This is a genomic window from Streptomyces beijiangensis (assembly GCF_017315755.1).
In the GTDB taxonomy this organism is placed as follows: domain Bacteria; phylum Actinomycetota; class Actinomycetes; order Streptomycetales; family Streptomycetaceae; genus Streptomyces; species Streptomyces beijiangensis.
Genome location: NZ_JAFLRJ010000318.1, coordinates 1 through 13,718, shown reverse-complemented (window position 1 = coordinate 13,718; position 13,718 = coordinate 1). Strand labels below are relative to the sequence as shown.

The window sequence follows — 13,718 nt, the reverse complement described above, 5'->3', positions numbered from 1 at the left end:
TCCGAGTGGTACCTCGCCCCGCGCCGCTTCCACGTGCGGTCGGCGAGGTACCACTCGGAGGTCCGCAGCGCCCCCTCCTCGACCCAGCGGTACAGCTCGTCGAGCCGCTCGGCGGGCTCCCCCCAGTCGCCCAGCGGGAACGCCCGCCCGGTCAGATCCGGGTGGGACGCGTGATCCTCGTGATCCGCGCGATACGTGCGATCAGCGCACTCCGCGCACTCGGTGTGGGACGCATGGTCCGGGGCCCCTGCCGCCTCCTCATGGTGATCGGGCTGCTGCATCTCCGGCTGACTCACCCGGCCGCTCCCTCCGTGACGTACGGTGCGCGCGTGGGTACTGATGCGCATGCCCTTCCTACCGCCGAATGGTGGGCCACGGCGCCAATATGCGGGTATGTCCACCCGCAAGTGCCCTGTGGTCAGGTATAAGAGCAGGCCGTTCCCCGCCCGCCCTCACCCGAAAGAGTTGGTCCTTACGGTGGAGGGCGAGCCCCTCGCCGACCACGTAGGCTCGGTTTCACCGTAGGACCCCCGAAAACATCGTCGAAAATGATCGGAGTCACCCGTGATTCCCGGTGGTGGCCAGCCCAACATGCAGCAGCTCCTCCAGCAGGCCCAGAAGATGCAGCAGGACCTCGCCGCGGCCCAGGCGGAGCTTGCACAGACCGAGGTCGAAGGCCAGGCGGGAGGCGGACTCGTCAAGGCGACGGTGACCGGCTCCGGCGAGCTGCGCGCACTCGCGATCGACCCCAAGGCGGTCGACCCCGAGGACACGGAGACGCTCGCCGATCTGATCGTCGCGGCCGTCCAGGCGGCCAACGAGAACGCCCAGCAGCTCCAGCAACAGAAGCTCGGTCCGCTCGCCCAGGGTCTGGGCTCGATGCCGGGCCTCCCCTTCTAAGGGGAAGCGGCACCAACTACCGTACGTACCAGCACACTCCACGAAAGGCGCTCCGTTGTACGAAGGCGTGGTCCAGGACCTCATCGACGAGTTGGGCAGGCTGCCCGGCGTCGGTCCCAAGAGCGCGCAGCGGATCGCCTTTCACATCCTCCAGGCCGAGCCCACCGACGTCCGCCGCCTCGCGCACGCGCTGCTCGAAGTGAAGGACAAGGTCCGTTTCTGTTCGATCTGCGGAAACGTGGCCCAGCAGGAGCAGTGCAACATCTGCCGCGACACCAGGCGCGACCTCACGGTCATCTGCGTGGTCGAGGAGCCCAAGGACGTCGTCGCGGTCGAGCGGACCCGCGAGTTCCGCGGCCGCTACCACGTGCTCGGCGGCGCGATCAGCCCGATCGAGGGCGTCGGCCCCGACGACCTGCGCATCCGCGAGCTGCTCACCCGCCTCGCGGACGGCGTGGTCACCGAGCTGATCCTGGCCACCGACCCGAACCTGGAGGGCGAGGCCACGGCGACGTACCTCGCACGCATGATCAAGCCGATGGGTCTGCGAGTGACCCGGCTGGCCAGCGGGCTCCCGGTCGGCGGCGACCTGGAGTACGCGGACGAGGTCACCCTGGGCCGAGCCTTCGAAGGGAGGCGGCTGCTCGATGTGTGATAGCGCGGACCGCCGGGTCAGGGCCGGACGGAGTCCGGCACAGCGCTCCGAAGCCTGCGCAGCAGTGCGAGGGGCGCGTGGAGAAGCTGTCGCGGACGAGGTGACACTGGGCCGTGCCTTCGAGGGCAGGCGGCTGTTGGATGTCTGATGAGACCAGGACGTACGACGACGGAGGTCGATCTCACCATGTCTGACGCAACGCTCAACGCCGTCAAGGAAGACCCGGACGACTTCGCGGTGCAGATCGCCGACCAGATCGAGTCCTTCATCCTGGCCGTCACCGCTGTCTCGAAGGGCGACGACCCGGACAGCGCGGTCCCGTACCTGCTGCTCGAAGTCTCCCAACTCTGCCTGGCCGGCGGCCGCCTGGGCGCGCACGAGGACATCCTCCCGGCCGACCGTTACGAGCCGGACCTCGGCCCCGAGCCCGATGTGGACGAGCTCCGCGAGCGGTTCGCGGTCCTCCTCGAACCGATCGACGTCTACTCCGAGGTCTTCGACCCGTACGAGCCGCGCAAGGCCCCGGTCGCCTGCCGTATCTCCGACGACCTGGCCGACCTCGTCACCGACCTCCGGCACGGTCTGGCCCACTACTCGGCGGGCCGCACCACCGAGGCCATGTGGTGGTGGCAGTTCTCCTACTTCTCCAACTGGGGCTCCACGGCCTCGGCGGCCCTCCGCGCCCTGCAGTCCCTGGTGGCGCACGTCCGCCTGGACCAGCCGCTCGCGGAGCTGGACGGCCTGGACACGGACGAGGACCTGAGCGAGGAGGCCCTCGCGGAGCAGGCGGGTCAGGTCATGGCCGCGGAGATCGCGGGCCCGCTGGGTCTGCGGACCGTCTGACGTACGACACCACCAGCACCAGCACCAGCACGCTGCTCGCGCACCGCTAGCCGCGGTGCGCGAGCCATCAGCTGGCCGCCGGCGAAGACGCGCCGCGTACAGCAGCACCGCTGTACGGTGGACACATGTCGAAGAGTGTCACCATCCGCCTGGACGAGGCATTCCACGAGCGTCTCAAGGCCCGCGCGTCCGCGCAGGGCACGACCGTCACCGCCCTCATCACCGAAGCGGCGCAGCGGGAACTCGACGAAGACCGCGAGCAGTTCCTGGCCGGCGTCGATGAGTTCGCCGAGCACTGGGACTACTTTCAGGAGCGATTCGGCAAGTGAAGATCACCATGGAGTGGGCGTGGACCGCGCTGGCGCATCACCTCCCCTCCGATCCGGCCGTATGGGATCCGTCGGGTGTCGTCGCCGCTGTCGCCCGCCATCAGAACGACCTGGTGCTCGTCGAAGGGCAGCCCGAGCCGGATGTCGCCTGGCGGGCCGCCGCGTTACTGCACACCCTCGCGGTGTGCCCGCCGCTCGAATCGCCGATGAACGAGTTCTACGCGGCCGCCGCCACGCGTTCCTATCTGCAGGTGGCGGGGGCCAAGGCGCTTCCCTCGCCCCAGGTGCTCGGCGATCTGGTGGAGGCGTCCAAGCAGCGGAAGGCGGACATCTTCGCCGTGGCGCGGGAACTCCGCGGCCACCTGGGAGCGGACGGTATGTGACCCGCCCCACTTTCCGCGTGCATCGACTGCGGGCGGGCAGGTGAAGCTCCTGAGCGGGCACGGGTTTCGCACCACCACCTGTTGATCACGTCGTGAGCGGGACATCTCACGATGTGATATCGGCAGGGCGGAACCTGCCCGCTCGTTAGACTGAGCCGACCGCAGTGGAAACAAGCGAGGAGCGCACGTGGGCCTTGTCGTGCAGAAGTACGGAGGCTCCTCCGTAGCCGATGCCGAGGGCATCAAGCGGGTTGCCAAGAGGATTGTCGACGCCAAGAAGAACGGCCATCAGGTCGTTGTCGTGGTGTCGGCGATGGGTGACACGACGGATGAGTTGATCGATCTCGCCGAGCAGGTATCTCCGATCCCTGCCGGGCGTGAATTCGACATGCTGCTGACCGCCGGAGAGCGGATCTCGATGGCCTTGCTGGCCATGGCGATCAAAAACCTGGGGCATGAAGCCCAGTCGTTCACGGGCAGTCAGGCCGGTGTCATCACCGACTCGGTCCACAACAAAGCCCGGATCATCGATGTGACACCCGGGCGGATTCGCACCGCGCTCGACGAGGGCAACATCGCCATCGTCGCCGGGTTCCAGGGCGTGTCGCAGGACAAGAAGGACATCACCACGCTCGGTCGTGGCGGTTCCGACACCACGGCCGTGGCGCTCGCCGCCGCGCTCGACGCCGAGGTCTGCGAGATCTATACCGACGTGGACGGGGTCTTCACCGCCGATCCGCGCGTGGTGAAGAAGGCGCAGAAGATCGACTGGATCTCGTTCGAGGACATGCTGGAGCTCGCCGCCTCCGGCTCCAAGGTGCTGCTCCACCGCTGTGTGGAGTACGCCCGCCGCTACAACATTCCGATCCATGTCCGGTCGTCCTTCTCGGGACTGCAGGGCACCTGGGTCAGCAACGAACCGCGAGGGGATCAGCAGGTGGAGCACGCCATCATTTCCGGAGTCGCCCACGACGTCTCCGAGGCGAAGGTCACGGTCGTCGGCGTGCCCGACAAGCCGGGCGAGGCCGCCGCGATCTTCCGCGCCATCGCGGACGCGCAGATCAACCTCGACATGGTGGTGCAGAACGTGTCCGCCGCGTCGACCGGGCTGACCGACATCTCCTTCACGCTGCCGAAGGCCGAGGGCCGCAAGGCCATCGACGCGCTGGAGAAGGCCAGGCCCGTCATCGGGTTCGACTCGCTCCGTTACGACGACCAGATCGCCAAGATCTCGCTCGTCGGTGCGGGTATGAAGACCAATCCCGGCGTCACCGCGACCTTCTTCGAGGCGCTGTCCGACGCGGGCGTCAACATCGAGCTCATCTCGACATCCGAGATCCGCATCTCGGTCGTGACGCGCGCCGATGACGTCAACGAGGCCGTACGGGCCGTGCACTCGGCGTTCGGGCTCGACAGCGACTCCGACGAGGCCGTGGTCTATGGAGGCACCGGGCGATGAACCGGAAGCCGACGCTCGCGGTCGTCGGAGCGACCGGGGCCGTCGGTGAGGTTCTGCTCCAGATGCTGTCGCAGCACGCGGACGTCTGGGGCGAGATCAGGCTGATCGCCTCCCCGCGTACGGCAGGGCACAAGCTCTCCGTACGCGGCGAGGACGTCGAGGTCCTCCCGCTGAGCGAGGAGGCCCTGGAGGGCGCGCAGGTCGCGCTCTTCGCCGTACCGGACGCCGTTGCCGCGCAGTGGGCGCCGATCGCCGCCGCCAAGGGCGTCGTGGTGGTGGACAGTTCCGGCGTGTTCCGGATGGATGCGGATGTTCCGCTCGTAGTGCCCGAGGTGAATCCCCATGCCGTACGGCTCCGGCCGCGCGGCATCGTGGCGTCCCCGCAGTGCACGACCCTGGCCATGATCGTGGCCGTGGGCGCGCTGCACGCCGAGTTCGGGCTGCGGGAACTGGTCGTCTCCACGTACCAGGCCGCGAGCGGCGAGGGGCGGGCCGGCGTCGAGACGCTGCGCCGCCAGACGGAGCTCGTCGCCGGTACGAAGCTGGGGACGAACCCGGGTGACGTACGCCGTGCCGTGGGCGACGACACCGGTCCTTTCCCCGGGCCTGTCGTGCTCAATGTGGTGCCGTGGGCGGGCGAAGCGGGCGACGACGGCTGGTCGAGCGACGAGCTGAGGCTCCGGGGCGAGGCGCGAAAGATCCTGGATCTGCCCGATGTGCGGGTGTCGGCGACATGCGTACGGGTGCCTGTGGTGACGGGTCACTCGCTGTCCGTGCACGCCGCGTTCGAGAACGAGGTCACCGTCGCGCGGGCGCACGAGATCCTGGCGACCGCGCCCGGCGTGGTCCTCTTCGACAACCCGGCGGCCGGTGACTTCCCCACGCCCGCCGACGTGGTCGGCACCGATCCGGCCTGGGTGGGGCGGGTGCGGCGGTCGCTGGACGACCCGTGCGCCCTCGATCTGTTCCTCTGCGCCGACAACCTCCGCAAGGGGGCCGCGCTCAACGCGGCGCAGATCGCCGAGGCCGTGGCTGCGGAATTGACAGCACCCTGACATCGATTGTTTGTACGATCTGTGGAAGACCTGTGAGGAAGACGCTGGTCTGAACCACTTGATCTGGGCCGCGTGCCTGTTACACGATTCACTTCCCGTTTATCTGCAACCGACAGCCGGACGGGAAGCGTCTTTGCGGTCGCCCCTGCGCAAGATGCCGTGGAAATCGGGGCATTGGGGAAGTGCAGGTACGTATGTGGGCATGTGGCGCAGCGGCAGAATTGATGCCACACGCGTACAACCCTGACGGGGGGAAGCGTGTCCAACTGGCGTGGCAGAGGTTCTCGATATTGCAGCGGTGCGCACGGGGGTGGTGCGCCCACTCCGGCGACCCCGCATACCGGGTGGGATGCCGGTGATCGCGCCGATGCGGGTCACTGCCATACCGTCGCAGCGCGAGGGCGCTGACGACACTATGGCTGCGGGCACCACCGTCGATCACCTCACCGAGACCTACCGCTCCCACTACCGCTCGCTGCTCGGTCTCGCCGCACTCCTGCTGGACGACACCGCCTCGTGCGAGGACGTCGTGCAGGAGGCGTTCATCCGGGTCCACTCGGCGCGCAAGCGCGTCAGGGACCCCGAGAAGACCCTCGCGTACCTCCGCCAGACCGTGGTCAACCTCTCCCGGTCCGCGCTGCGCCGCCGCATCCTCGGGCTGAAGCTGCTCTCCAAACCGATGCCCGACATGGCATCGGCCGAGGAGGGCGCCTACGACCTGCTGGAGCGCGACGCGCTGAAGAAGGCCATGCGCGGACTCCAGCGCCGCCAGCGCGAGGTCCTCGTGCTGCGGTACTTCGCCGACATGACCGAGGCGCAGGTCGCCGAGACGCTGGGGATATCCCTGGGCTCGGTGAAGGCGTACGGCTCCCGTGGCATCGCCGCACTGCGGATCGCCATGGAGGCTCCGGCATGAGCAGGCGGGATACGGGGCAGGGGCACGGGCGGGGACATGGGCACGGGCACGAGCACGTGAAGAACAACCAGGCTGGGAATGGAATGTCGAACGACGGGCCGGACAAGGTGGTCAGTGGCCTCGATACGGACGAGCTCGCGCTCCGCCGTTTGATGCGCAGCGCCGTACAGGAGCTGGAGCCGTCCGAGGACGCCCTCGACCATCTGCACCGCGCGATCCCCGCGCGCCGGGCCCGCAAGCGCCAGGCGGTCGTCGGGGCGTGCGCGGCGGCCCTCCTGGTCGGCACGGCCGTCCCGGCCTTCATCCATGTCGCCAACTCGGGCAGCTCGTCACAGAACAAGCCCGCGGTGGCCGGCCGGCAGCAGGCCCAGGGCGGCACGGGCGAGCAGACCGGCTCCCGGACCACCGAGCCCGGCGCGGACAGCCGGGCGGGCTCCGCCACCGACCCGGGCACCGCCGACGGCGAGACGGGCACGGGCGCGGACCCCGACAAGGCCCCGCACGGCACGGCAGCGGGCGGCGCCGGTACGGACACACCCAGCAGCTCCCTGCAGGACCTGCCCGCCTGCGACCCCAGCCAGCTCGGCGTGACCTCGCAGAAGGCCGGCAGCCCGGACCCCAGCGGCAAGGTCTACGGAACGTTCCGTATCTCCAACATCTCCGGCACCCAGTGCGCGGTCAGCGACGCCGGCAAGGTCGAATTCCATGTGCAGGGCGCCGCGGACCGGTCCAAGATCAAGGTCGTCGAGCACACGTCGGGCGACGCGGCGACCGGCCTGCCCGACCCCTCGCAGGAGACGAGCGCCGTGGCACTGGCGCCCGCTCAGGCGTACGAGGTGAAGTTCGCCTGGGTCCCGACCGACACCTGCCCCGCGACCAACCCCTCGCCCGATCCGACGCCCTCGGCGACCGCCACGGGCGCCACGGACGCGGGTACGTCCACGGGGAACGAAGCACCGTCGGGCACGGGCACCCAGCTCTCCAGCGACGGCGGTGCGTCGGACGGCAGCGTCGCGGTGGTGCACACGGCGGAGCCGGGAGCGCCGACGGCCGAGGCCACGATCCCCAACGCCTGCGCGGGGACGATCTACCGCACCGGGGTGCTCGACGCCTCGGGCTCGTAGATCCCCAGCTCCAGATCCCTGGCGGTCTCGGCCTCTCGCCGCACCAGCCGGAACCACATGAAGACGACGAAGCCGGCGAAGACGAACCACTCGCCGGTGTAGCCGAGATTCTGGAACGCCTTCAGGTCGAGACCCGTGTTCGGCGGGGCGGTCGCGGGGACGGCGGTGAGACCCGCGGTCGCCGTGGGGAGGGTGATCCAGGCGTCGTACACCTGATACGGGACCAGGTTCACCAGCGACGCGGCGCTGATCATGCCGACCTGGCCGGACGGGAGTCCGCCGTCGGTGTGGGCGCCGTCGGTCTCGGTGTTCTCGGAGGCCTGCAGCGAACCGGTGACGGTGACTTCGCCGGTGGGGGCGGCCGGGGCCTTCTTCCCGGCGGGCAGCCAGCCGCGGACGACGGGGAGCGCCTTGCCGCTCTTGGCGTGCAGCAGGGTCAGTACGTACGCACCGCTCCTGCCGTCGAGTTCCCGGCCGGGGACCAGGAACTGCTCCCCGTACTTCCCGCTCGCCGTCGCCTGCCGGCCCGAGGTCTTCGTGTCCACGGGGAGGAGGGAGTCGAGCGGGGCGGAGGCCTGCGCTGCCGGGTCCGGTGCCTTCTCGGCGGCGGTGTGGGTGGCTACGCGGGCTTCGAATCGGCTCAGCTGCCAGGACCCCATGAAGATGCAGAAGGGGATGGCGAGGAGGACGAAGACGTTGATCCCCCACCAGCGGGGGGTCAGCAGGAACCGGTACACGACGTCTACGGTACGGGGGCCGCGCAGGGGCGGGTCGGGCGGCCCCGTCGCTTTTCTGGGGGCTCCGCCCCCGGACCCCCCGCTCCTCAATCGCCGGAGGGGCTTGAAAAGCAAGCCCGTCCGGCGAATGAGGACACACGGCCGGAGGCCGTGCAGGTTCTAGCCCAGGTGCCGGCGCGCGAACTCCAGCTCCAGCCGCACCTGCTTGATCCGCTCCTCCACCACCAGCGACCCGTGCCCCGCGTCGTACCGGTACACCTCGTGCACCGCCCCCCGCGCGGCCAGCCGCTCCACGTAGTTCTCCACCTGACGGATCGGGCAGCGCGGGTCGTTGACCCCCGCCGAGATGTAGACCGGAGCCCGCACCGCGTCGACGTACGTCAGCGGGGACGAGGCCGCGAACCGCTCGGGGACCTCCTCCGGCGTTCCGCCGAGCAGCGTGCGGTCCATCGCCTTCAGCGCCTCCATCTCGTCGTGGTACGCCGTGACGTAGTCGGCGACCGGGACCGCGGCCAGGCCGACCGCCCAGGCGTCCGGCTGGACGCCGAGCCCGAGCAGGGTCAGATAGCCGCCCCAGGAGCCGCCCGAGAGGATCAGCCTGGCGGGGTCGGCGAGGCCGGAGGAGACCGCCCATTCCCGTACGGCCTCGATGTCCTCCAGCTCGATCAGGCCGACGCGGTGCTTGAGGGCGTCCGTCCACTCCCTGCCGTACCCGGTAGAGCCCCGGTAGTTGACCCGGACGACCGCATAGCCGTGGTCGACCCAGGCCGCGGGGCCGGAGGCGAAGGCGTCGCTGTCGTGCCAGGTCGGGCCGCCGTGGATCTCGAAGATGGTCGGGTACGGGCCTTCCCCCGCAGGGCGCTGTACGAGTGCGTGGATACGGCCGCCGGGTCCCTCGACCCAGGCGTCCTCCACGGCCACGGAGGCCGGGGGCTTCATACCGGGCGGGTCGAGGACGACGGCGCCGGTGGTGGAGCGGACGACGGGCGGCAGCGCGGCCGACGACCAGAGGTACTCGACGGTGCCGTCGGGGCGTGCGGTCGCGCCCGAGACGGACCCGGGCGGGGTCTCGACCCTCTCCAGGGCGCCCGACGCGAGGTCGTACCGCCAGAGCTCGCTGCGCGCCTCGAAGCTGTGCGAGACGAGGAGGGCGGAGCCGTCCGGATACCACTCGGCACCCACGTCGCCCGGCAGGTCGATGGCCAGATCCGTCTGCCCGCCGGAGGCCGTGTCCCAGACCATCGGCTCCCAGCGCCCGCGCCGCTGGTGCCCGACGAGGAGGCGGGCGTCGCCCGCGACCGGGGCGAACCCGAGGACGGCGAGGCCCAGTTCCTCGGTGCCGCCCTTGGTGTCGTCGAGTTCGGCGACGGTGCTGCCGTCGAGCTTCACGATGCGCAGGGCGGAGTGCATGGCGTCGCCGTGCTCGGTGTGCTCGACGGCGATGAGGCCACCGTCGTACGAGAGGTCGCCCACACCGGCGGACTCGCGGTGCCGGTAGATCTCGACGGGCGTGCCCCCGGGGCGTACGACATGAATCGTCGACCCGTCGTCGTCCGTGGACCGCCCGACGACGGCGGTCCCGTCGCGGCCGAGGGCGAGGCCGCCGGGGTAGGAGGGGTCGAGACCGGGGACGGCGGGCTCGTCCGCGCCGCCGCGGAAGGGCTGCCGCATCCAGACGCCGAACTCGTCGCCGTCGGTGTCGCTGAACCACCAGATCGACTCACCGTCGGGGGACAGGACCCCGTCGGTGGTCCCGTTGGGCCGGTCCGTGGCCTGCCGCTGCTCGCCGCTCGCGCGGTCCCAGGCGTACAGCTCGTAGGTACCGGTGGCGTTGGACACGAACAGCGCGCGGTCCGGGGCGTCTTCGGCCCAGTCGGGGAGGTCGACGCGGGGGGCGCGAAAGCGCTTCTCCCAGTCGGGCATGTCAGGCATCTCAGCGGTCATGGACCCATTCTGCGCCGCGCGTTGCGGCCCGGGCCGCAGCAAGCGACCTTCGGCCGCTTCTCCTCAATCGCCGGAGGGGCTTGATAGATCAAGCCCCTCAAGGGGGTCCCCCCTGCTCCTTAAGAGCTTGGGGGAGATTGAGGAGCGGGGGTCCGGGGGCGGAGCCCCCGAATCAGGGCGCGGGCAGCCGTACGACCACCGTTCCGCCCTCCAGGTCCACGGACGTGCACCGCGGCGGCGCCCCGTCCTCCTCGTCGTCCCGCATCAGCAGCGCGCTCTGCCGCTGCTTCAGTTCCGCGACCTTGCCCGGCGAGAACGCGGCGTGCAGCTGCTCGAAGCCCGTGGCCGACACCGTCGACTGGCGGTTGCCGCGGCCGCGGCCCGCCAGGCGCAGGAACTGGTCGGCGAAGGCGACCGCGGTGAGCAGGATGACCAGTCCGGGGAGGGTGCAGAAGACGACGAAGCCCATGCGGCCAGTCTCACACTATTCTTTGTGCACCTTGTTGCATAAACTTGGGTCCATGAGCCAGTACCCGCACCTCCTGCGCCCCCTCGACCTCGGCTTCACCACGCTCCCCAACCGCGTGCTGATGGGCTCGATGCACATCGGCCTGGAGGAGGCGGAGAACGGCTTCGAGCGCATGGCCGCCTTCTACGCCGAGCGCGCCCGCGGCGGCGCCGGCCTCATCGTCACCGGTGGCATCGCCCCCAACGAGGCGGGCCGCCCCTGGGGCGGCGGCGCCAAGCTGACCACCGCGGAGGAGGCCGCCGAGCACCGTGCCGTGACCGACGCCGTCCACCGCGAGGGCGGCCGCATCGCGATGCAGATCCTGCACTTCGGGCGGTACGCGTACCACGAGGACCTCGTCGCACCGAGCGCGATCCAGGCCCCCATCAGCCCGTTCGTACCCAACGAGCTGAGCGACGCCGACGTCGAGCAGACCGTCGAGGACTTCGTACGGGCGGCCGGGCTCGCGCAGTCCGCCGGGTACGACGGCGTCGAGATCATGGGCTCCGAGGGCTACCTGATCAATGAGTTCATCGCGTCGGGCACCAACCACCGCACCGACCGCTGGGGCGGCAGTTACGAGAACCGCATCCGCTTCCCCGTCGAGATCGTCCGCCGCACCCGTGAGCGCGTCGGCCCCGACTTCATCCTCATCTACCGGCTCTCCATGCTCGACCTGGTCCCCGGCGGCTCCACCCTCGACGAAGTGACCGCCCTCGCCCGCGAGATCGAGGCGGCCGGAGCCACGATCATCAACACCGGCGTCGGCTGGCACGAGGCGCGCATCCCCACCATCGCCACGTCCGTGCCGCGCGGTGCGTACACCTGGGTGACGAAGAAGCTGATGGGCGCGGTCTCCATCCCGCTCATCATGAGCAACCGCATCAACACCCCTGAGGTGGCAGAGGAGTTGCTCGCCGACGGCCGCGCGGACATGGTGTCCATGGCGCGTCCCTTCCTGGCCGACCCCGAGTTCGTCGCCAAGGCCGCCGCCGGGCGCCCCGAGACGATCAACACCTGCATCGGCTGCAACCAGGCCTGCCTCGACCACACCTTCAGCGGGAAGACCTCCTCCTGCCTGGTCAACCCGCGCGCCTGCCACGAGACCGAGCTCATCCTCGCGCCGACCCGCCGCGCCAAGCGCCTCGCCGTCGTCGGCGCGGGCCCCGCCGGGCTCGCCTTCGCCGTCTCCGCCGCCGAGCGCGGACACGCCGTCACCCTCTTCGACGCGGCCGACGAGATCGGCGGGCAGCTCAACGTCGCCAAACGGATCCCCGGCAAGGAGGAGTTCGAGGAGACGCTGCGCTACTTCCGTACGCAGCTCGAACTGCGCGGTGTGGAGGTCAGGTTGAACACCACGGTCGCGTCGGCGGACCTCGCACGGGCCTCGTACGACGAGATCGTCGTCGCCACCGGTGTCACCCCCAGGACCCCGGAGATCCCCGGCGTCGACCACCCCTCCGTCCTCAGCTACCTCGACGTGCTGCGCGACCGCGCACCCGTCGGCGACCGCGTCGCGGTCATCGGGGCGGGCGGCATCGGCTTCGACGTCGCCGAGTTCCTCACGGACGCGGGCGACGCGGCGAGCCAGGACCCCGAGACGTACTTCCGTCAGTGGGGCGTCGACACGGAGTACACGGGCCGGGGCGGTCTGCGTACCCCCCAGCGTCCGAAGCCGCCGCGCACCGTCCATCTGCTCCAGCGCAAGCCGTCCAAGGTCGGGGCGGGCCTCGGTAAGACGACCGGGTGGATCCACCGCACCGAGCTCAAGCACCGGGGCGTGACGACGGTCGCGGGCGCGACGTACGACCGCATCGACGACGAGGGCCTGCACATCACGGTCGACGGCACCTCCACCCTCGTGCCCGTGGACACGGTGGTCCTGTGCGCCGGGCAGGATCCGAGGCGCGCTCTGTACGAGGAGCTGCTCGCGGCCGGCGCCACGGTCCACCTCATCGGCGGCGCGGACGTCGCCGCCGAACTGGACGCCAAGCGCGCCATCGACCAGGGCACGCGCCTCGCCGCGCGCATCTGACGCGGTACTTTGCGCCCATGTCCCTCCCGCACGCGATCCTCACCGCCCTGCTCGAAAAGCCCTCGTCCGGGCTGGAGCTGACCCGCCGCTTCGACAAGTCGATCGGCTACTTCTGGTCGGCGACGCATCAGCAGATCTACCGCGAGCTGGGAAAGCTGGAGGCGGCCGGGCAGATCCGCACGCTGCCGGCGGCCGCGCCGACGCGAGGGAAGAAGAAGGAGTACGAGGTCCTCCCCGTGGGCCGCGCCGAGCTCTCGGCCTGGGTGGCCCGCCCGGAGGACCCCCGCCCTCTGAGGGACCCGCTGCTGCTGCGGCTGCGGGCGGCGGCGGTGGTCGGGGCGAAGGGGCTTGATGCGGAGATCGGGCGGCATCTGGCGCTGCACGAGCGCCAGTTGGCGGAGTACCGGGAGATCGAGGCGCGGGACTTCCCGCGTCCCGAGACCCTCAAGGACTCGGACCGGCTGCGCCACTTGGTGCTGCGGGCGGGGATCGAGCTGGAGACGTTCTGGACGGGGTGGCTGACGGAGGCGCGATCGTCGACCCCCGAGTAGGCGGCCCCCAGGCAAGCGACCTTCGGCCGCTTGTCCTCAAGCGCAGGACGGGCTTGAGATGCCCACCTGGGCAACTCAAGCCCCTCCGGCGCTTGAGGAGCGGGGGTCCGGGGGCGGAGCCCCCGAAACAGGAGGCCGCCCCGGCGACGAGGTGTCACCGGGGCGGCCTCTGCGCGACCCTCGGTCGCTTGTCCATCTCAGGTGTGCGGCACTCGCTCCGTCGGGATGACGCCCAGGCGGCCCGCCTGGAAGTCGTCGAAGGCCTGCTGCAGCTCCGCG

16 protein-coding genes are annotated in these 13,718 nt (G+C 70.3%); 12 read left to right on the top strand and 4 right to left on the bottom strand.

Features of this window, described 5'->3' with window-relative positions; genetic code table 11:
- Nucleotides 1-296, bottom strand: a 296-nt coding sequence (locus J0695_RS28590) for an SLATT domain-containing protein (RefSeq protein ID WP_307798796.1), incomplete at its 3' end; no start/stop codon positions are given.
- 268 nt (nt 297-564) lie between these two features.
- Between J0695_RS28590 and J0695_RS28585 the strand changes: the two genes are divergently transcribed.
- The 10 genes from J0695_RS28585 (at nt 565) to J0695_RS28545 (ending at nt 7,664) form a co-directional block, all read left to right on the top strand.
- A complete protein-coding gene (locus tag J0695_RS28585) occupies nt 565-900 on the top strand; it encodes a YbaB/EbfC family nucleoid-associated protein (RefSeq protein WP_206966780.1) in 336 nt (111 codons plus the stop codon).
- Between the two features lie 55 nt (nt 901-955).
- Nucleotides 956-1,555: a recombination mediator RecR gene (gene recR / locus J0695_RS28580; RefSeq protein ID WP_206966778.1), complete on the top strand. Its 600-nt coding sequence runs from the start codon at nt 956-958 to the stop codon at nt 1,553-1,555.
- Entirely contained in the window at nt 1,548-1,703 is a 156-nt protein-coding gene (locus tag J0695_RS45755; protein WP_372445836.1) for a hypothetical protein, read from the top strand. The genes recR and J0695_RS45755 overlap by 8 nt, the downstream gene beginning before the upstream one ends.
- Before the next feature lie 38 nt (nt 1,704-1,741).
- The gene (locus J0695_RS28575; RefSeq protein ID WP_206966775.1) at nt 1,742-2,398 is read left to right on the top strand and encodes a DUF5063 domain-containing protein; all 657 of its coding nucleotides are present in this window, start codon (nt 1,742-1,744) and stop codon (nt 2,396-2,398) included.
- 125 nt (nt 2,399-2,523) lie between these two features.
- Nucleotides 2,524-2,727 carry a ribbon-helix-helix domain-containing protein gene (locus tag J0695_RS28570; RefSeq protein WP_206966773.1) on the top strand — a complete coding sequence of 68 codons (204 nt, stop codon included), beginning with the start codon at nt 2,524-2,526 and terminating at the stop codon, nt 2,725-2,727.
- The gene (locus tag J0695_RS28565) at nt 2,724-3,110 is read left to right on the top strand and encodes a hypothetical protein (protein ID WP_307798795.1); all 387 of its coding nucleotides are present in this window, start codon (nt 2,724-2,726) and stop codon (nt 3,108-3,110) included. Before J0695_RS28570 ends, J0695_RS28565 begins: the two co-directional genes overlap by 4 nt.
- A gap of 187 nt (nt 3,111-3,297) precedes the next feature.
- The gene (locus tag J0695_RS28560) at nt 3,298-4,569 is read left to right on the top strand and encodes an aspartate kinase (RefSeq protein ID WP_206966771.1); all 1,272 of its coding nucleotides are present in this window, start codon (nt 3,298-3,300) and stop codon (nt 4,567-4,569) included.
- Nucleotides 4,566-5,624, top strand: a complete 1,059-nt coding sequence (locus J0695_RS28555; protein ID WP_206966768.1) for an aspartate-semialdehyde dehydrogenase — start codon at nt 4,566-4,568, stop codon at nt 5,622-5,624. Before J0695_RS28560 ends, J0695_RS28555 begins: the two co-directional genes overlap by 4 nt.
- Nucleotides 5,625-5,895: 271 nt before the next feature.
- On the top strand, nt 5,896-6,540 hold the full coding sequence (locus tag J0695_RS28550) for a SigE family RNA polymerase sigma factor (RefSeq protein ID WP_206966766.1): 645 nt from the start codon (nt 5,896-5,898) through the stop codon (nt 6,538-6,540).
- Nucleotides 6,541-6,623: 83 nt separating this feature from the next.
- Nucleotides 6,624-7,664: a hypothetical protein gene (locus J0695_RS28545; protein WP_206966764.1), complete on the top strand. Its 1,041-nt coding sequence runs from the start codon at nt 6,624-6,626 to the stop codon at nt 7,662-7,664.
- Here the strand turns inward: J0695_RS28545 and J0695_RS28540 are convergent.
- The 3 genes from J0695_RS28540 to J0695_RS28530 form a co-directional block, all read right to left on the bottom strand.
- Complete coding sequence (locus tag J0695_RS28540; protein WP_206966762.1) at nt 7,628-8,401, bottom strand: SURF1 family protein; 774 nt, start codon at nt 8,399-8,401, stop codon at nt 7,628-7,630. The genes J0695_RS28545 and J0695_RS28540 overlap by 37 nt on opposite strands.
- Before the next feature lie 159 nt (nt 8,402-8,560).
- Nucleotides 8,561-10,345 carry a S9 family peptidase gene (locus tag J0695_RS28535; RefSeq protein ID WP_242553309.1) on the bottom strand — a complete coding sequence of 595 codons (1,785 nt, stop codon included), beginning with the start codon at nt 10,343-10,345 and terminating at the stop codon, nt 8,561-8,563.
- A gap of 172 nt (nt 10,346-10,517) precedes the next feature.
- A complete protein-coding gene (locus J0695_RS28530) occupies nt 10,518-10,814 on the bottom strand; it encodes a DUF6191 domain-containing protein (RefSeq protein WP_206966760.1) in 297 nt (98 codons plus the stop codon).
- A gap of 52 nt (nt 10,815-10,866) precedes the next feature.
- Here J0695_RS28530 and J0695_RS28525 point away from each other — a divergent pair, with 52 nt between their 5' ends.
- Both J0695_RS28525 and J0695_RS28520 read left to right on the top strand, forming a co-directional pair.
- Nucleotides 10,867-12,888, top strand: coding sequence for an NADPH-dependent 2,4-dienoyl-CoA reductase (locus tag J0695_RS28525; RefSeq protein ID WP_206966757.1), 2,022 nt, complete (start codon nt 10,867-10,869; stop codon nt 12,886-12,888).
- Nucleotides 12,889-12,905: 17 nt separating this feature from the next.
- Nucleotides 12,906-13,439, top strand: a complete 534-nt coding sequence (locus J0695_RS28520; protein ID WP_206966755.1) for a PadR family transcriptional regulator — start codon at nt 12,906-12,908, stop codon at nt 13,437-13,439.
- Nucleotides 13,440-13,718 lie beyond the last annotated feature (279 nt).